We start from the raw sequence: 18,960 nt of genomic DNA on the forward strand, positions 1-18,960 counted from the left end.
AGATGAGTACAGTTGCATTTATCGGTTTAGGTAACATGGGTGGCCCAATGGCGGTTAACCTAGTAAAAGCGGGTTTTACCGTTAAAGCGTTCGATCTGTCTCAAGATGCGCTGCATCATGTGAGTGAGCAAGGCGCCATCCCAGCGCCGAGCGCCTGCGCAGCGGCGGCATCGGCCGATATCGTGGTCACCATGTTACCTGCAGGCAAGCATGTGCGTACCTTGTATCTTGGTGACGACACCAATAAAGGGATTGTCGATGTGGTTGCTCAAGGCACCTTATTAATCGATTGCTCGACTATTGATGCCGAAAGCGCGCGCTTTGTGGCCGAGCAGGCCAAAGCCAAAGGGCTTGAGTTTATCGATGCGCCCGTATCGGGTGGCACCGCAGGCGCGAGCGCGGGTACGCTCACGTTTATCTGCGGTGGCAGTGACAGTGCTTTTGCGCAAGCCCAAGGGGTATTAAATGCCATGGGAGCCAATATATTCCACGCAGGCGCCGCTGGCGCTGGGCAAGTGGCTAAGATCTGCAACAATATGTTGCTGTCGGTATTAATGGTTGGCACCAGTGAATCATTACAGATGGGGATAGATCATGGCCTTGATCCCAAAGTGCTTTCTGAGATCATGAAAGTCAGTAGTGGTGGTAATTGGGCGCTAGATAAATATAATCCTTGTCCAGATGTGATGCCAAGCGTGCCGTCATCGAACGGTTACCAAGGCGGTTTTATGGTGGATTTAATGGTAAAAGACTTAGGCTTGTCGCAAGAAGCGGCGCTGTTGTCTAATTCCAGTACTCCAATGGGATCCTTGGCACGCAGTTTATATGTTAATCATGCCCGTCAAGGCAATGGTAAGCGTGATTTCTCCAGTATTTTTGAGCAGTTTAATAACAAAGGGTAAGTTGATGGATTTAAAAGATAAGGTAGTGGTCATCACAGGTGGTGCTGGCGGACTTGGTTTGGCGATGGCACAAGAGTTAGCGGCTGCTGGGGCAAAGTTGGCGCTTATCGATGTCGATCAAGAAAAACTCGAACGTGCCTGTGCCGATATTGGCGCGGCGACGGAAGTGCAAGGTTACGCTTTTGATATCACCGATGAAGAAGATGTGGTGGCGGGTTTTGGTTACATTTTAGAAGACTTTGGTCAGGTGAATGTGTTAATTAATAATGCCGGTATTTTGCTCGACGGCATGTTGGTCAAAGCCAAAGATGGCAAGGTGACCGACCGTATGTCATTTGCGCAATTCCAAGCGGTGATCAATGTTAACCTGACAGGTTCATTCTTGTGCGGTCGTGAAGCGGCAGCCGCCATGATTGAATCACAGCAGCCGGGCGTGATCATCAATATTTCTAGTCTTGCTAAGGCCGGCAATATTGGTCAAACCAACTATGCGGCATCAAAAGCGGGTGTGGCCGCGATGTCGGTTGGTTGGGCGAAAGAGCTTGCGCGCTACAATATTCGTAGCGCCGCCGTAGCGCCAGGTGTGATAGAAACCGAGATGACCGCCGCCATGAAGCCTGAGGCCTTGGCGCGTCTTGAACAGATGGTGCCAGTTGGCCGTTTAGGTCAAGCGAGTGAAATCGCCTCGACGGTGAAATTTATCATCGAAAACGATTATGTTAACGGCCGAGTATTTGAAATCGACGGTGGCATTCGTATCTAAGCTAAATGGCTTGATACACTAAGCAAAACGGGCATAGGCCCGTTTTTTGTTGGCGCATTTCATCAATGGGCCAAATGAGAGATACTTAACTACCTTGTTTCGTCATATACATCTTATACATGAGTCAGAGATTATATGGAGATGAGTGATACTTAAATACGGTCATCAATGTTTTAAATGGTTAGTCAGAGATTAGGCAGAGATTATGTGGATAGAAAAAGTCGCGAAACAGTTGATGTTGCTCATTGGCATTATGGGAGTATTAGTGATTTACAGTGGCTTTTTTTATCTGTTATTTCAGTCTCAAGGGCCACAGTTGCCTTGGTATATCTTGCTGTCTCCCTGGTTATGTATTTACTTTGGTTTAAGCGCACAGCAACAGCGCCGCACGCTTCATTGGTTACGAAAAAAGTGGCCATTTAATCGTTCTAATTAAAGGTTATTGTTGCTTAACCCTTTTAAAATGGCGCATTCTGGCTGAGCCCCGCCGGCACACTGATGGATCAACTCACTCAGTTGTTGTTTCAGTTGATTCAGTTGCTCTATACGCCGGTTAGTTTCATCAAGGTGCACTTGAGCAATACGTTTCACATCTTCTGAGCTGCGGCTGGTGTCACTTTTTAAACTCAGTAACGTACGGCAATCGTCTAGACTAAAGCCGAGCTCGCGGCAATGGTGTAAAAAGTGCAATTCATCGAGCTGGGCATCACTATAATATCGATAACCATTATGGCCTCGTTCGGCGCACACTAGGCCAATATCGTGATAGTAGCGGATACTCTTAACCGATAAGCCAGTTTGTTTTGCCGCCTCTCCAATATTGATCATATTTATCTCCACACATTGACTCTCCCATAAGGGGAGACATTACGCTTGATGGTATAGAAAGACAAATTAATATCCATCCACAGGAGTCATACCCATGGATAAACTTATCTTTTATGTGCCAACCATGAATTGCGCCAGCTGCGTAGCTAAAATTGATAAAGCCATGGCGGCGTTAGCTAGCGATGGTGAGCAGGTCGAAACATCAGTCAACCTTGCCGATAAACAGGTTACCGTGGTGGGGATTGCTAAGGCGCAGCGAGTGGCTAACGCGTTAGCAAATGCCGGTTATCCGGGCCAGCAAGTGATCGACCAGCAGTTAGCGATCAAAGAGCGGCAAGAAAATGAGCGTAAGGAGTATCGCACCCGATTATGGCAATCCATGGCGGCGCTTGCACTGGGTGTGCCTATGATGCTGTGGGGATTGTTAGGTAATGAGATGATGATCAACAGCCCCGCACAACAAGTGGGCTGGGGGATCATGGGCATGCTCACTTTAGTGCTGCTTATCACTACCGGCGGTCACTTTTATCGCGGTATGTACAGCTCGCTTAAGGCTGGCAGCGCCAATATGGATACCCTTATCGTGTTGGGCACCAGTTCGGCGTGGCTCTATTCTATGTTGGTGGTTGTTATACCCCAGTGGTTTCCAGCCGACACCCGTCACGTTTACTTTGAGGCCAGTGTGATGATTTTAGGCTTAATCAACCTTGGTCATGCGATGGAGCTGCGCGCACGCGGTAAAACCAGTGAGGCGGTCAGTAAGCTAATAGGTTTGCAAGTGACCAGTGCCACGCGAGTGACTGATGATGGCGATGAGGTTGTCGAGATTAGCGCCATTAATATTGGTGATAAGTTGCGCCTTAAACCTGGCGAACGCGTGGCACTGGACGGTGACGTGCTTGAGGGACAGGCGCTGATCAACGAGGCGATGTTAACCGGTGAGCCTGTACCAGTAGAGAAGCAGCCAGACGATAAGTTAAGCGCCGGTACGGTTAATGAAAACGGCAGTCTCATTTACGAAGTCACCGCTAGGCAACAACAGACTAAGCTGGCAAAAATAATCGAACTGGTGCAAGAGGCGCAAACTTCGAAACTGCCCATTGGCAGGTTAACCGATAAAATTGCCGCGTACTTTGTCCCAGTGGTAGTGCTAATCGCCATTATTGCTGCCATAGTCTGGTTTGTGGTGGGGCCAGCCCCCCAGCTGAGCCATGCGCTGGTGGTGTTAACCACGGTACTGATCATTGCCTGCCCTTGCGCGTTAGGGCTGGCGACGCCGATGTCGATTATGGTGGCGGTGGGGCGTGCGGCCCAGATGGGCGTATTACTTAAAAACGGTGAGGCGCTGCAAAGTGCCAGTAAAGTCTCCACTGTGGTGCTCGATAAAACCGGCACTATCACTCAGGGGAAGCCTGCAGTCACCGATGTGGTCACGCTCGCTAAGATGACCCGTGACAATCAGCCTACAGGCAGTCAAGCTGGCGATAATGAGACGGCAAGTCCTCTTAGCGAAGATAAGTTAATTGCCTTGCTAGCCAGTGCGCAGCAGCGCTCGCAACACCCCTTAGCGGCGGCCATGATAACAGAGGCTAAACGCCGTGAATTGGCGCTTGGTGAGGTCGATAGTTTTGACAATATCACCGGCCAAGGGATTGTTGCCAAAGTGAATGGCCATAGATTGGTGGCCGGTAACCTTAAGTTAATGCAAGCAGAGCAGATTAGCGATATTGAGCGAGCAGCAAGCCATGCTAGTGATTTTGCTCAAATGGGGAAGACGCCTATTTATTGTGCGGTTGATGGTCATCTACAGGCCGTGGTGGCGATTGCCGATCCTATTAAGGATGATGCCAAAGCGGCGGTGGCGGCCCTGTTACAACAAGGAAAAAAGGTAGTGCTGCTCAGCGGCGATAATCAGCACACAGCAACGGCCGTAGCGCAGCAGGTGGGCATTACCGATGTCGTTGCTGAGGTCAGTCCTGAGCAAAAGCTGGCGCTTATCAAGGCGCGTCAATCAGAGGGTGAAGTGGTTGCTATGGTGGGTGATGGGATTAACGATGCGCCAGCTTTAGCCAAAGCGGACGTTGGCATCGCCATGGGCAGCGGCACGGATGTGGCGATAGAGAGCGCAGACATCACCTTGTTATCTGAGCGCGTGATGGCCTTAGCGGATACCTTTATGTTGGCTAACGCGGCGTTGCGTAATATTAAACAGAATCTGTTTGGTGCCTTTATTTATAACACCTTGGGGATCCCCGTTGCCGCTGGCGTCTTGTTTCCGTTGACGGGGTGGTTACTCAGCCCTGTGGTAGCTGGCGCGGCGATGGCCCTGTCTTCATTGACTGTGGTGACCAATGCTAACCGGTTACGAGGACTGCGTTTAGGCACTGATGCAACTAAAAAGTAGGCGGTTGGGGCAAGATATCCTGCTGTTAGACTCTGGGTCATGACACCCTTTAGTGAAGCCATTGCGTCGATATTTTATGCGACTTTTCTGGGGAAACTTTAGGGTTGTCATTGCTAATTACCACCTAAATCGCTATAGTAGCGCGCTTTAATTTGTCCCTTTTAGCGCGGTGTATCATCACTGCATCCTTGACTGAGAGTATACCGTCAGTTTGGGGATCAAATGGCCACCATTGGCAGCGCTTCGCTTAACTAATTTCGGAATTTCACATTGATCACAACAGCTAATATCACCATGCAGTTTGGCTCTAAGCCACTGTTTGAAAACATCTCAGTCAAATTTGGCGGCGGCAACCGCTACGGTCTTATCGGCGCTAATGGTTGTGGTAAATCAACCTTCATGAAGATCCTAGGCGGTGAGCTTGAGCCTACTTCGGGTAACGTATCGCTTGATGTTAACGAGCGTCTAGGTAAGTTAAGCCAAAACCAGTTTGGTTATGAAGAGTTCAACGTGGTTGATACTGTGATCATGGGCCATGCTGAGCTGTGGAAAGTCAAGCAAGAGCGTGACCGCATCTATTCTTTGCCAGAAATGAGTGAAGAAGATGGCATTAAAGTGGCTGAGCTTGAGATGGAATTTGCCGAGATGGACGGTTATACCGCCGAATCTCGCGCGGGTGAATTATTGCTGGGCGTGGGTATTCCGCTTGAGCAACACTTTGGTTTGATGAGCGAAATCGCGCCAGGTTTCAAGCTGCGAGTGCTGCTTGCCCAGGCACTGTTTAGTGACCCAGATATCTTGCTACTCGATGAGCCTACCAACAACTTGGATATCGACACCATTCGTTGGTTACAAGAGATGCTCAATCAGCGTAACAGCACCATGATTATCATCTCGCACGATAGATATTTCTTAAACTCTGTCTGTACTCACATGGCTGACTTGGATTACGGCGAACTGCGCGTTTATCCGGGTAACTACGATGAGTATATGATGGCGGCTAACCAAGCTCGTGAGCGTTTGATGTCTGATAACGCTAAGAAAAAGGCACAAATTGCTGAACTTCAAGGCTTCGTTGCACGCTTCTCGGCTAACGCCTCTAAAGCGAAACAGGCGACTTCACGTGCTAAGCAGATTGATAAAATTAAGCTTGAAGAGGTGAAAGCCTCAAGCCGTGTGAATCCATTTATCCGTTTCGAGCAGGAAAAGAAACTGTTCCGTAACGCATTAGTGGTTGAAGATTTGGCTAAAGGTTTCGAGAACAACCCGCTATTTAAAGGCGTTAACCTGATTGCAGAAGTGGGTGAGCGTATTGCGGTACTGGGTGAAAACGGTGTGGGTAAGACCACTATATTACGTACCCTTATCCATGATATTCCACAAGATGAAGGCACTATCCAATGGTCTGAAAACTCAGCCATCGGTTATTACGCCCAGGATCATGAATCTGATTTTGAAAACGACATGACTTTGTTTGACTGGATGAGCCAGTGGCGCAAACCAGAAGATGACGATCAAAGCGTTCGTGGTTACTTAGGCCGTATGTTGTTTGGCTCTGATGACATCAAGAAGTCAGTCAAGGTGTTATCAGGTGGTGAAAAGGGCCGTATGCTATTTGGTAAACTCATCATGCAAAAGCCAAACATCTTGGTTATGGATGAGCCAACCAACCACTTGGACATGGAATCGATTGAATCGCTCAACAATGCGCTAGAGATGTATGAAGGCACATTGTTGTTTGTCAGTCACGACCGCGCATTTGTATCATCACTCGCCACCCGTATCATAGAGATCACCGCCGATGGCGTGAACGATTTCAGAGGCACTTACGATGAGTTCTTGCGTAGCAAGGGTGTCGATGCTTAATCGCCGCTAAACCCCATTGATAAAAAAGCCCAAGGCAATTACATTGCCTTGGGCTTTTTGTTGGTTGGCTGTTTTAAAACGGCTATTTAGCGAAACGTTGTGCTAGATATTCAAACACCGCTCGAATACCAAAGGCTTCACCACCAATGGGGCGACCGGGTAAGGTGCGGTTGTTCCACGCCATGACATCAAAATGGCTCCAGCTTATCTTGTCATCCACAAAGGCTTCAAGATACAAGGCGGCGGTGATCGCGCCGCCAAAAGGCGTCTTACCACAGTTGGCTAAGTCGGCAATATCGCTGCCAGTAAGATCAAAGTAGGCTTTATGCAGCGGCATGCGCCAGACGGGATCTTCAACCTTAAGTCCTGCAGCAGTAATATCAGCAGCCACTTCGTCATCATTACTAAAGAAGCCAGGTAACTCAGTACCTAAGGCGATGCGCATGGCGCCGGTTAAGGTGGCAAAGTCGATCAACAGATCAGGCTTTTCATCGCTGGCATCGGCAAGGGCATCACACAAGACTAAGCGGCCTTCGGCGTCGGTGTTATCAATCTCAACGGTTAAGCCTTTACGGGTGATGATCACATCACCTGGGCGAAATGCATTTGCCGAGACCGCATTTTCCACCGCCGGCACCAGTACACGCAGGCGTACAGGCAGGTTACTGGCCATAATTTGGTGGGCTAAACCAATCACATGTGCCGCACCGCCCATATCTTTCTTCATCAAGCGCATGCCTGCACCGGGTTTAAGATCTAAACCGCCCGAGTCGAAACAGACCCCTTTACCCACTAGCGTCACTTTAGGCGCATTTTCATCGCCCCAGGTTAAATCGATAAGCCGTGGCTGGTTGTCACTGGCGCGGCCAACCATATGGATGGTGGGGTAGTTTTGCTCAAGCAGTTCATCACCGATGATTTGCGTCACTTGGCCGCCGAACTCTTCAGCCAAGGCCTCCATGGTGTCGCCCAAATCTTGTGGCATCATGTCGGCAGCAGGGGTGTTAACCAGATCGCGCACTATGGTCACCGAACGTACCAGTTTTAATGTACTGGCGACCAAAGCGTCGTTATCAATAACAAGTTGAGGATACTGTTTATCATTTTTCTTGTATCGATCGAACTTGTAAGCCCCTAATGCCCAACTGAACGCGGCGACTTTACACTGAGCTTCGCTGGCATCGAGGTAGTACTGATTGGCGGGCAGTTGGTTGACGATATCGCCGCAAACCCAGTAGTCATCCGGTGATTCGCTAACATAGACAACCTGTGCCAGTTCTCCGTCGGCACCGGGGATCAGGCTTAAACCTTTGCCTGAAAACTGGGTGGCTTTAAGCCAATTTTGCTGTGTTGCTGGCAATTGCTCATGCCATTGTGAAAAATCTTCAGTTGAAATGATCGACAAGGGAATGCCGTTGGAGCCAGTTATAAGTAGTGAAGTCATTGGGTATCATCTTATTTGAGGTCAAAAAATCAATTAAGATTATCACGCTAGCGCCACAAGGTGAATGTGGCGGGTGAGTTACTGCGGGTTATTGCTGGTTTTTTCTACGACGTGGATATCACGTTTATGCTGTTGGGCCACACGATTAAGCTGGGCTTTTCGCTCTGATAAGTTATTGAAAGAGCTCGGTAGAATCTCAACGCCTACCACCTTAGCCAGTTTAACCACTATGGGGATAGTGATTGGCGCAAAAGGTAACACGGCAAATACGCCTAAGCCCAGCCCCTTGATGAGATCGGCTAACTGCTTGTTGGCTAGCTTCAACTCTTCTTTATTGGCCTGTTTACGAGTGTAGCGTTTGTAGGTCACCAACATCTCTTTGGTTTCCTGTTTTTCTTGTGACAGCGCATCTTTCAGCACCAGCATGTCGCGTTTTAAACGCAGGCCGAATCGGCGTCGAAAGATGTGAAATACTCTAAAAGGCGCTTTATGTAATTTACGGTAAATTTTCATGGCGTGATTGTCTCATAGGGCAAGCCTGACACCTATCTTTAAATGTTATTGCGACAGGGTTTTAGTATGATTTTTTGGCTGCTGAGTACTAGATGTAACGTCTTCATCGCGGGCAGGCTTAAATCGCTAGTGGGGCAAAGCTTAAGCCGATGACCTTGGCTGCGTGATGCAAGGTGGATTGTTTAAATGTGGGGGGGGGGGCGGTAAAAAATAAGCTCTCTGACGGTGAATTGACTCACTCCGTTAAGTTGATACCAAACGGAGTGAGTTTATCTCGCTAGGAACTGCAGTTACACGCGAAAACGCGCGACTAACACCTGTAATCCCGCTGCAAGCCTAGCAAGATCATCACAAGCCAGTGCGGTTTGTTCCACCGATTGGCCGCTTTGCTCAGCAATATCACTAATGGTGGTGATGCTGCGGTTGACCTCTTCAGCGGCTAATGATTGCTGCTCAACGGCGGCCGACACTTGAATATTCATGTCGTGGATCACTTCGACCGAGCGGTTGATCTCGTTAAGTGTGCTTTGGGTACCCGCAATTTCAGCGACGGCATCATTACTCTTCTGGCTGCTACGCTGCATAACATTAACCGCTTCTTGAGTACCGCTTTGAATACCTGCGACCATCTGCTCGATTTCACCGGTCGATTGCTGCGTGCGCTGGGCTAGGTTGCGCACTTCATCGGCCACCACGGCGAATCCTCGGCCCGCTTCACCCGCGCGCGCGGCTTCAATCGCGGCGTTGAGGGCGAGTAGGTTGGTTTGTTCGGCAATATTACGGATCACCTCAAGGACTTGTTCAATACTGCTACTTTGCACTTGCAGATCGCGAATAGTTTGCGAGGCTTGCTCGACTTCTGCCGCGAGTGAATTAATCGCATCGACACTGCGCCCAACTGTGCGATTGCCCTCTAAGGCGATTTCTGTGGTCGATTGTGCATTGGTCGCGGCGTTATGGGTATTACCGGCTATCTCTTGTATCGAGGCGGCCATTTCGGTCATGGCGGTGGCCACTTGAGTGGTTTGGTCACGCTGGGTCACGACACCTTGGCGGGTCTCTCCAGCCACTGCCGATAACTCTTCTGTGGCGGCGGCCATTTGATTTGTCGAGTCGGCAACTTGCTGCACCAGTTCTTGAATTTTTGCGATAAACACATTGTAGCCTTTGGCTAAATCACTCAATTCATCTTGGCCACTCTCGTCAAGCCTGCGGGTCAGATCGCCTTCACCCTCGGCAATATCTTGCAAGGTTGTCACGGTCAAACGTAACGGTTTAATAATGGTTTGTGACAAGCTATAAGCAATGAATACCGCAAAGCCAATGGCAACAATAGCCATGATGATGACGAAGTTGCGCGTATTACTGGTAGAATCAGCATAAAAGCTTCTATCCATAGCGATTTCAACAACGGCGATAGGCTTGCCAGAAAAATCGTTAATATTTCTGACCAGTGTTGCCCATGGTCGGCTTTGACTATTATTTTGGCTAATAACGGTTTGGCCATTCCACGCCGCTAAGATGGCATCTTGGCTAACAAAGGATTGCCCATTAATGGTCGAAGCTAATACTTTGGTGCTACCATTGCTGACGGCATGAATCGCAATGTCCACATTGCTACCAAATGCTTGGCTAAAACGGCTAGCGAACTCTTGAGATAGGTTAAGGCCAAACTCAACAGATCCTGTATGTTGCCCTTGATAGTTCATTGGCACTAAGCCGCGAATACCAATACCAGCCACGCCACCGTCCATGCCTCTGACAGGTTGACGTGATCGATTCACTTCCACAATCGTCTCGCGCAGACTGGATAGATCGTCACCGTATTTGTCTAGTTTATGTAAGCGTAAATAAGAGGTCGCTGGGGCGGTATGGAATTGAAATTGCGCTACACCGTAGTGCTGATTTAGTACATCAAAAACGGGCTTAAGTTCACGGGTAAGCTCAGCGCGGTTGCCCTCTGCAAAGGCTTGTTTTACCGACGGTTGATTAGCCACAATCGCACTCATGGCTTCGGCAAACAGCGCCTGAGTGTTAATTTGTGAGCTGGCGGCACCGTAAAGGCTCTCCATTTCCCGTTTTTCAGCCTCTGAAATCAATTGATTAGAGTTGCTTAAATAAAATATCGCCATAATGGCGACCGTGAGTGCTACTAAACTGGTAAACCCGCCTGCTAGGCGAGTTCCAATGGATAAATTTCTAAACACTTATAGCCCCTTGACTATTTAATTTGTCATCTTTAATGATGACAAATTAAATGAATATATAACTAAACATGGCGAAGTCCTTTCTCTATGTCTGTTGGATTTTATTTGAGCAGGTGTCACCGTGACACTTGCAGCCTTTAATCGTCTTGAATATATAATATCGACAATTTTAGGGTAACCTTGAGCTAGAACAGGGTATTTTTCTTAAATACAAACAGCCGTATTAAGTTGATTACAATTAGCATGTTTACATTTAACTTTTAGCAACTTGGCGCTAATTTGCTCGCGGTTAATCGCAATAGTTTTACTTCATCCAATAAGTAATTCGCTCACAATTGTTACAATTGTGACGTGTCTTGCATCTACGCTGCCGATCCAAGCTAATGGCTATATATCACTATGGACCAATACTCATGACCAAGGGGGAAATGAGGTTGGCGTGCTAATAAGTGAATATCGTGTAACCATAGATTTTATCGGTATGAAATATTGAGTTTTTTGTTTTAAACCTTATTGTTTTATGAAGCCGAGGCTAACATTTTTAGTCGTTGCCTATTTTGGGCTTTGTTGCCATGATGATGGTCGGCCAATGTCTGGCCTACATCGTTCTGTTGGTCGTCGAGGGAGGCATGTTTGTCATGTCTGGTATGAATAACGGGACTTATGATTGACACCGTTTAATCATAAGTTCCAAAGGTGAGAAAATCGGCTCAGCGCTGCGTTACAGTGAACGTGTTTGAGCCTAATCGCATGCCTTGATGGCGATGCGTTAGTGATAATGAATTTATACAGGTTAGGTAAATTAGTTATGAGTAAAAAGCCAAATATTACAGTATCTTCTATCGACTTAGCTCGATTAGAAAAAATGATTGATGCGTTAGATGGTCAGTACTGTGCCGAAATTGATGATTTAATGGCTGAGCTTGAGCGCGCAGAGATCCTGCCTCCTGAGCAGATGCCAGCTAACATAGTGACCATGAATTCGACCGTGCGCTTTAAAGTGGCCTCATCGAATAAAGAGTTTTCATTGACCTTGGTTTACCCTCAAAACCATACTGGCGATGTAGGCCAAATTTCGATTTTAGCTCCAGTGGGCAGTGCGCTGCTGGGCTTAAAAGAAGGCGATGAAATTGAGTGGCCTAAGCCCGGTGGCGGTCAGCTAGAGGTTAAAATCATTGCGGTTGAGTATCAGCCAGAGCGAGCGGGTGAATATCATTTATAACATTTATTACTGAATCCGTTTAAGGCTACGCCGAATAAGGCTAATTTAAGCCGCATTCAGACCCTTTTGCTGTTTTATCGTGAGCTCAATGTTACTTATTGCAAAATAACCTTTTTTATTTAATAGGTTATGCATTGGATGAGTTGAATGTTGGGCTCATTTTTTATTACACTCTCTATCAAATCATGCAACTCTTAATAAGTTGACTGCAGCGAAGATTAACTCTGCTTTGAACATCAGCTTTGGCGTACTCGCTCGCCGGTAAAGCAGTGGTGTTATCAAAAAGGTATAACTACAACCATAGCCTACAAAGGATGTCGCTTATGGAGCATCAAATGGAATCACTTTTGGGTATTGAACTGCCGATTATTCAAGCGCCGATGGCGGGAGTGCAGGGCAGTGCATTGGCGATAGCGGTTAGTGATGCTGGCGGCTTAGGTTCCTTACCCTGCGGGATGTTGACGCCCGAACAGGTGATAGATGAAATCAATACCATTACGCGCGCCACAGCTAACCCCTTTAATCTCAACTTTTTTTGTCATCAGGTGCAAGCCTATGACGCGCAGCAACACGCCAACTGGCAGGTACAATTAGCTCCTTTTTTTAATGAGCTGGGCATCGAATGTGAAAGCCAGCCTCATGGTGCCAGTCGTGTTCCTTTTAGCCATGAGATGGCCGATGCGATTGAAGCATTTAATCCGCCCATTATTAGCTTTCATTTTGGTTTGCCTGAGCCAACACTGCTTAAACGGGTTAAAAGTTGGGGCACTAAGGTGCTCTCGTCGGCGACCACACTTAAAGAGGCGCTTTGGCTCGAAGCCCATGGTGCCGATGCCATCATTGCCCAAGGCTTTGAGGCTGGCGGCCACCGTGGCATGTTCTTAACCCGTGATGTGTCAACCCAAATGGGGCTGGCGGCGTTGGTGCCGCAATTGGCGAGTCAAGTCCAGGTGCCTGTGATCGCCGCAGGAGGGATAGGCTGTCACCAAGGGGTTAAAGCCGCACTCACCTTGGGGGCGGTCGGGGTGCAAGTGGGCACGGCTTATCTGTTGACGAACCAAGCCACTACATCGCCGCTGCACCGCGCCGCAATCACGAGTGATGCCGCTATGCATACTGCCATTACCAATGTGTTTTCAGGGCGCCCGGCGCGAGGCATTGTTAATCGCCTGATGCGAGAATTGGGCTACATTAGCCCACACGCACCAGATTTCCCCTATGCTGCGATTGAGTTGACTCAATTGAGACAAGCGGCAGAAAAACAACATAACAGTGATTTTTCACCCTTGTGGTGTGGGCAAAATAGCCAAGCTTGCCACGCCATTTGTGCCAGCGAGCTGACCCTGTCTCTAGCGGGGAAAATACAATAAGCAAACCTGTGTAGGCGCAGCTATCTCACTGGCAGGTGGCCGGTTTTAACCCAAATGATGGTTTCTTGTTCAACGTAGGGGAAGTGTTCGCTCATGTGCGGGCTGCGCAGCCAAGTATGGGCTGGATATACCCCAAATTCATCACGAAACTCACCCGAGAGCACTAGGATCTCCTCGCCACCAAAATGGCGATGGGGTTGAAAGCGCTCGCCCGCAGGCCATTTGACTAAGGCCACATGCTCATGTTCAAACTGATGTAAGCCCATGACTTGAAGGCCACCTATGCCTTGTCGCCAAGGAGTATTTCGGGTGTCGATGCGCACAGTGCTGCTGTCATGTGGAGCAAATTGATTAAGCTTAACCAATAAGGTGCAACCTTGCTGGCTAAAGGGGGCGTGTTGGCTGCCGGGAGGGTTACGGATGTAACTGCCGGCAGGGTAGTCGCCGTGCTCATCAGAAAACACACCTTCAAGTACTAAAATCTCTTCACCCAGTGGGTGAGCATGAGTGGTAAACGCCGAGCCCGCCTCATATTTGACTATGCTGGTGGTGTGCCCAGACTCCTTGGCTTTTCGCTCAAGTGGCTTACGCCATACCCCTTTGGCTGGGCTTGCTTGCCAGTCTTGCTCTTGGGTGTCGATAGCCAACCGCTGAGTGAAATCCATGTTGAACATATTGTTATTCTCCAACTCATTGATGTGCTGTGTGTTAGCCCATATGGGCTAATACGGAATATAGCCAATGGTAGACCGAGATTAGCGCGATTTTATTGCGCGTAATATGTCGATTAACCGGCGCGCAGTGCCAGTATCTCATCGAGCGAAAATGGCGCGGGGTAGCGGCTAAAGTCGCGATCTTGTTTATCGATAGCATAGATAGACATGCGATCGGCGAGTTCATTGCCTTCAATGCCCACGTGGGCGGCAACATGGGATATTTTTAGCGCAGTTTTGAGCTCATCATACAGTGCGTGAGCCTGTTGGATTATCTCTAAATTAGCAATGTCGCCTGCGGTTTTGCGCTTCCAGCCTTTGGCTTTCCAGCCATAAGCCCAATTGGTGATGCAATTTAAGGCATATTGAGAGTCACTGTGAATATGAACGCTGTTACCGCGTGCAAGTTCGGTTTTTGCCATCAGCAGTGCTTGCTGCAAGGCATTTAATTCGGCGGTGTTATTGGTCCCCTTAGGGTTATATAAACCGTACCACAGCTCGGCAAGTTCACCTTGTCGATACAGTGCTAGCCCAGATCCCGCTTTGCCGGGATTGGGCTCACAGCCGCCATCGGTATAGATATCCACATCACTGTCTGGGGCCGCGCTGGCAGTGGCTTGGCTTTTCGGCTTGTTAGCCGATGGGCTAGGGCGGGCACTGACGCCACCTTTAGCAAAAGCGGCTTTGGCTTCGGCTTCGGTCTTAAAGGACTTATAGCGGGCGCCTGCAAAACCATCGACTAAGGCTTTGGTTTGAGGCCAGCTGGTAAAAATACCGGTTTCTCGTCCTGCCCAAACCACATAATATTTTGTTGCCATGTTTATCTCGTCTTAAAGTTGTGCCAGTCGTTGTGAGTATTATTGCTTGCAGTCTCGCAAGAGTTTGACGAAAAATTCAGTGCCTTTACGTTCGGCAAAGGCGATATTACGCTCGGGGATCGACTCCGGATCAGCATAAGTGGCCAGCGCCTGTTCCATGCTCGCTTCACGAATAATATGCAGTGTCGGATAAGGGGCGCGGTTAGTGTAGTTGGCCGCACTATCTTGTGGCTCGCCATCGAAACAGTAATCTGGATGAAAGCTGGCCAGTTGATACATCCCCTCATAGCCTTGCTCAATAAGCAGATCATTGGCCATGTCGACCAAATCCAGATAAAGGTAAAACCCTTCAAATCCGCGCGGTAAGATCAGTAGCGTGGTTTCTATCTCGCTATGGGCATCGAGAAGTTGGCATTCATCGATTAAGGCGTTGAGCACTTCATCGAGTTGGCGGTTTTCCACGACTTGGTAACGTATGGTATCGGCCAACACCTCTTGGCGGGCAAATGGGCAGATATTGTATTTCATGATGACCCGTTCGACCCAATGCTGCATCTCGGTGGCTATGGCCTGGGTAAAGTCATCGGTTGCTGGTCGTTGCAGTGTCACCTAGTGTCTCCATTATTATCAATATCCCCTAAGCCTATGACGGCGCAATCGTTGGGGAGAATTAAGGCGCGATCATAGGGATGATAGACAGCACAAGCAAGAGTGCCATGGTGATGTTAAACGCTTTTTGTTGCCGTTGGTTTTTTAGTAACCGTTTTAAAGCAACCCCAAAGCCTAACCAGACGATGGCACAGGGAAAGGCCACGCTTAAAAAAACCGAGGCAATGGTGAGGACTTGACCTGTGAGCGGTTGCTCTAGGGTGGTAAAGGTGGCTACCGCGCCCACTGCCATGATCCAGCCCTTAGGGTTAACCCACTGAAAAGCCGCGGCCTGGATAAAACTGAGTGGTCGACTAGTGTGTTTGCCCTCCATCTTACTGCTGCTATTAGCAATCAGCCAGGCAAGATAGAGTAAGTAGGTGATGCCAATATATTTTATAGCGACATGCAGTATGGGGTAACTTTGAAATAGGGTGCTTAAGCCTAGGCCTATCGCCAGCACCATGGCAGGAAACCCAATGCAGATCCCCGCAAGATGAGGCAAACTGGGTTTGATACCAAAGTTGACTCCTGAAGACATCAACATGATGTTATTAGGCCCTGGGGTAATACCAGATGAAAACGCAAACAGCGCAATGGCAAAAATCAGTTCCATTAATCCTTCAATCTCTTCAACGCGATAATTAACAAAGTATGATCGCCGACATTTATCTTCCTGACCAGTAAAATATTTATATAGGTAATTGCTTTTGTAACTAACTGTAATTTAAGGGAGTCGTTGTCAATTTGAATATCGAAATGGTCAACGGGTAGCACTAAATGACGGTCGAAAAATTACAATCATATATTGCATGAGGTAGACATTATTGCGATAGCATGTTAGCCGAAGATAAATGATTGTATGATAACTAATTGATCTACAAACTGAGAGTAATGACTTAGTGTCAGTATTGGTTCAATTTTAATCGGTTATACTAGCAAACGTTAACAACAAGGAAATTGATGCGATGAGTAAAATATTAATGCCATTTTTGCTGATACTCAGTATATCCGCCTGCACAGTGCATGATGCGCCCGAGTTCCAAACGGCGACAGCGCCAGAAGATAGAATCACCATAGTGGCGACGGGTGAGCTGGATTTTCTCGGCCGTGGGCAGCAAACGTTCGGCTTACATCCTCAATTTGCCAAGGTACGAGTCGATGAAGAGTCTTCCATTGAGGCGGTTCAAAAACAGATGAGCTCTGCGATACAGTCGGCGATGCAAGCGAAAGGTTATCGTTATGTGCCCGCTGGAGAGCCTGCTCAGCTATTGATCGGATTTGGTGTTGCCCTCGGTGACAGCATGTCCGATGCAGAGATCTTAAATAAGGTTGGCCTAGTACCTGGGGTTTCAGAGCAGGGCATAGATATGGGGCAGTATGCCAAAGGCTCAGTGTTACTGCTGGTGTTTTCTGGTGAGGACGCCGTGCCGAGTTGGCGCGTATTGGCACAAGGCTTTACTGAATTATCCCAAAGGCCATCCATTGCGCCTAAACAAGATAATCAAAGACTCGATCGAGTGGTCGCCAAGATGCTAGCCAGTATGCCACAGCGATAATCGTTCTCTGTTGACAGCGATTTAGTTAACTATAATCGCTAGGAAAAACCATCGACTAATGGTTAGCTGTGGCGTTACCAAAGCCGTTAATCGGCACAGAGGCTTATCTCATAGGAGGTAAACTTGCGTAGGTTAATGACCCCAGTATCGAAAATCAGATATTGACCCTTAATTCCCATCAGTTTACCTGTCACGATTGGATTTTTATCGAAGTTATGAGAGGCGATTTTTGTTGGAAACTCGCTTACTGGATACTCAATAGCAAGGATCGCTTCATCGAGTTGCTCGATAGCGTACTCCCCATGCTCCATCGACAGTTCATGAATACGTTTTTCGATGTGCGGCAGTAACACTTTTGCCTGTTCAACTAAATCGAGTGGCTCGGCATTGCCTTTAAGCATAGTGCGCCAATTGGTTTTATCATTGATCATTTTAGCCAGTTCAACTTCGATAAGGCCTGAAAGTTGTCGTGTAGAGACTTTTAGAATAGGCAAACCTTGGGTGGCACCCTGATCTATCCAGCGGGTCGGCAATTGGGTATGGCGGGTAATACCCACTTTAAGGCCCGAGGTATTAGATAAATACACATAGTGCGGTACGAAGCAGTTATCTTCACCCCACTGCGGCTCGCGGCAGGTGCCTTGTGCAAAATGGCAGGTTTCCGGTTTCATAATACACATATCGCAGCTAGCCAGCTTTTTCATGCAGACGAAACAATGGCCTTGTGAATAACTCTTCTTGGTTTTTTTGCTGCAATGACTGCAGTAAATATGGCCCGTGTGAGTAAGGGTGACTTGACGGCCGATAAGCGGATTCATCTCGATAAGTTGGTCAGACAGTGGCAACTGGTATTGCACTTGACCTTGGTTATCGAGCGCAGAACGCATCTTGCGGATGTTTCCGCTGATTGGGGCATTTGGCATCATGGAGTCCGATATAAAATAAAAAATAGCTAAAAAGTGCGAGTAAGCATCGCGATGACACCGGATTATATCAGATTGCTGGCAATGTTTTTGATTGGTTTTACCGATTGTTAATGCGCCGCTTGCAGATGATGAATTAACAATCGGTGCCTTAGTCCTGCTACAGCTTAGGCGTTGATATCGAGCACCACGTCATCGCCGATAGTGTACAGCGCCAAACGCAGTTGTTGTTCAATATCATCATTAGGAATATTTAGGCTAAAGTTAGCCCGAAAGAGTGCCACACCGGTGTGACTAGCGCTCTCATATTGAGTCGATAATCGCTCAATGTTGAGTCCTAATTCACTAATCTTATTAGATATTTGGTGCACAAGTCCGGGTCTGTCGTAGGCCACCAGTGAATAGCCTTGGTAGCGAGTATGAGGCTGTTTGTGGCGGGTTTTGGCATAGGTCAGACTCAAACCATCGATACATTCGAGGTTCTCGAGCAAGGTCTCCCAGTTGGCAGCGGGGACCTCCAGTAACAAGATAGCGGCAAATAAGCCATCGATATGGCGCAGCTCTGAGTCGAGCCAATGGCCACCGTGTCGGCTAACGATATGAGCTATCTGTTCAACTAAGCCTTGTTTATCGGCTACTTGCAGGGTAACTAGGTATCGTAACATTTCGCTAAAACTCCGTAAGTTGGTTAATATCGATGCCATTGTGTCGCTGTAACAATAATGTCATCTTGACGTCATATAATCTCGACCGTCAGCAATGGGATGTGGATGTTTGACT

The 18,960-nt window shown here is 48.0% G+C and carries 18 protein-coding genes; 8 read left to right on the forward strand and 10 right to left on the reverse strand.

Annotated elements, in window-relative coordinates; translation table 11 throughout:
• Window positions 1–2: 2 nt before the first annotated feature.
• The 3 genes from mmsB (at window position 3) to AC5YBX_RS07540 (ending at window position 2,101) form a co-directional block, all read left to right on the forward strand.
• Window positions 3–902: a 3-hydroxyisobutyrate dehydrogenase gene (gene mmsB, locus AC5YBX_RS07530; protein WP_494519362.1), complete on the forward strand. Its 900-nt coding sequence runs from the start codon at window positions 3–5 to the stop codon at window positions 900–902.
• A 4-nt stretch (window positions 903–906) separates the two neighbouring features.
• Window positions 907–1,665 carry an SDR family oxidoreductase gene (locus AC5YBX_RS07535; protein ID WP_494519361.1) on the forward strand — a complete coding sequence of 253 codons (759 nt, stop codon included), beginning with the start codon at window positions 907–909 and terminating at the stop codon, window positions 1,663–1,665.
• A 205-nt stretch (window positions 1,666–1,870) separates the two neighbouring features.
• A complete protein-coding gene (locus AC5YBX_RS07540) occupies window positions 1,871–2,101 on the forward strand; it encodes a hypothetical protein (RefSeq protein WP_494524683.1) in 231 nt (76 codons plus the stop codon).
• Here the strand turns inward: AC5YBX_RS07540 and cueR are convergent.
• Complete coding sequence (cueR, locus tag AC5YBX_RS07545) at window positions 2,098–2,493, reverse strand: Cu(I)-responsive transcriptional regulator (protein ID WP_494524684.1); 396 nt, start codon at window positions 2,491–2,493, stop codon at window positions 2,098–2,100. The genes AC5YBX_RS07540 and cueR overlap by 4 nt on opposite strands.
• Before the next feature lie 94 nt (window positions 2,494–2,587).
• Here cueR and AC5YBX_RS07550 point away from each other — a divergent pair, with 94 nt between their 5' ends.
• Window positions 2,588–4,897 (forward strand): heavy metal translocating P-type ATPase, encoded by a 2,310-nt coding sequence (locus tag AC5YBX_RS07550; protein ID WP_494524685.1) that lies wholly within the window; start codon window positions 2,588–2,590, stop codon window positions 4,895–4,897.
• A gap of 270 nt (window positions 4,898–5,167) precedes the next feature.
• Window positions 5,168–6,763 (forward strand): ABC-F family ATPase, encoded by a 1,596-nt coding sequence (locus tag AC5YBX_RS07555; protein WP_494524686.1) that lies wholly within the window; start codon window positions 5,168–5,170, stop codon window positions 6,761–6,763.
• Between the two features lie 82 nt (window positions 6,764–6,845).
• Here AC5YBX_RS07555 and AC5YBX_RS07560 read toward each other — a convergent pair whose 3' ends face one another.
• The 3 genes from AC5YBX_RS07560 to AC5YBX_RS07570 all read right to left on the reverse strand — a co-directional run bounded on the left by AC5YBX_RS07560 (window position 6,846) and on the right by AC5YBX_RS07570 (window position 10,927).
• On the reverse strand, window positions 6,846–8,207 hold the full coding sequence (locus AC5YBX_RS07560; protein WP_494519356.1) for a leucyl aminopeptidase family protein: 1,362 nt from the start codon (window positions 8,205–8,207) through the stop codon (window positions 6,846–6,848).
• 78 nt (window positions 8,208–8,285) lie between these two features.
• Window positions 8,286–8,720 carry a hypothetical protein gene (locus AC5YBX_RS07565; RefSeq protein ID WP_494524687.1) on the reverse strand — a complete coding sequence of 145 codons (435 nt, stop codon included), beginning with the start codon at window positions 8,718–8,720 and terminating at the stop codon, window positions 8,286–8,288.
• 290 nt (window positions 8,721–9,010) lie between these two features.
• Window positions 9,011–10,927, reverse strand: coding sequence for a methyl-accepting chemotaxis protein (locus AC5YBX_RS07570; protein ID WP_494524688.1), 1,917 nt, complete (start codon window positions 10,925–10,927; stop codon window positions 9,011–9,013).
• Between the two features lie 808 nt (window positions 10,928–11,735).
• Between AC5YBX_RS07570 and rnk the strand changes: the two genes are divergently transcribed.
• Window positions 11,736–12,149, forward strand: a complete 414-nt coding sequence (rnk, locus tag AC5YBX_RS07575) for a nucleoside diphosphate kinase regulator (protein WP_494519353.1) — start codon at window positions 11,736–11,738, stop codon at window positions 12,147–12,149.
• Between the two features lie 323 nt (window positions 12,150–12,472).
• Window positions 12,473–13,519: an NAD(P)H-dependent flavin oxidoreductase gene (locus AC5YBX_RS07580; RefSeq protein WP_494519352.1), complete on the forward strand. Its 1,047-nt coding sequence runs from the start codon at window positions 12,473–12,475 to the stop codon at window positions 13,517–13,519.
• A 20-nt stretch (window positions 13,520–13,539) separates the two neighbouring features.
• Here AC5YBX_RS07580 and AC5YBX_RS07585 read toward each other — a convergent pair whose 3' ends face one another.
• The 4 genes from AC5YBX_RS07585 to AC5YBX_RS07600 all read right to left on the reverse strand — a co-directional run bounded on the left by AC5YBX_RS07585 (window position 13,540) and on the right by AC5YBX_RS07600 (window position 16,314).
• On the reverse strand, window positions 13,540–14,193 hold the full coding sequence (locus AC5YBX_RS07585) for a cupin domain-containing protein (protein ID WP_494524689.1): 654 nt from the start codon (window positions 14,191–14,193) through the stop codon (window positions 13,540–13,542).
• A 113-nt stretch (window positions 14,194–14,306) separates the two neighbouring features.
• Complete coding sequence (locus AC5YBX_RS07590) at window positions 14,307–15,050, reverse strand: ribonuclease H family protein (RefSeq protein ID WP_494519350.1); 744 nt, start codon at window positions 15,048–15,050, stop codon at window positions 14,307–14,309.
• 39 nt (window positions 15,051–15,089) lie between these two features.
• Complete coding sequence (locus AC5YBX_RS07595) at window positions 15,090–15,605, reverse strand: DUF1415 domain-containing protein (RefSeq protein ID WP_494521633.1); 516 nt, start codon at window positions 15,603–15,605, stop codon at window positions 15,090–15,092.
• 115 nt (window positions 15,606–15,720) lie between these two features.
• Window positions 15,721–16,314: a LysE family translocator gene (locus AC5YBX_RS07600; RefSeq protein ID WP_494519349.1), complete on the reverse strand. Its 594-nt coding sequence runs from the start codon at window positions 16,312–16,314 to the stop codon at window positions 15,721–15,723.
• 352 nt (window positions 16,315–16,666) lie between these two features.
• Here AC5YBX_RS07600 and AC5YBX_RS07605 point away from each other — a divergent pair, with 352 nt between their 5' ends.
• Window positions 16,667–17,257, forward strand: coding sequence for a DUF4136 domain-containing protein (locus tag AC5YBX_RS07605; RefSeq protein WP_494519348.1), 591 nt, complete (start codon window positions 16,667–16,669; stop codon window positions 17,255–17,257).
• Window positions 17,258–17,343: 86 nt separating this feature from the next.
• Here AC5YBX_RS07605 and AC5YBX_RS07610 read toward each other — a convergent pair whose 3' ends face one another.
• Window positions 17,344–18,165, reverse strand: a complete 822-nt coding sequence (locus AC5YBX_RS07610; protein WP_494521632.1) for a DUF2797 domain-containing protein — start codon at window positions 18,163–18,165, stop codon at window positions 17,344–17,346.
• A gap of 182 nt (window positions 18,166–18,347) precedes the next feature.
• On the reverse strand, window positions 18,348–18,845 hold the full coding sequence (locus AC5YBX_RS07615) for a glycine cleavage system transcriptional repressor (protein ID WP_494524690.1): 498 nt from the start codon (window positions 18,843–18,845) through the stop codon (window positions 18,348–18,350).
• Between the last annotated feature and the right edge of the window lie 115 nt (window positions 18,846–18,960).

The organism is Shewanella sp. 492 (genome assembly GCF_059338445.1).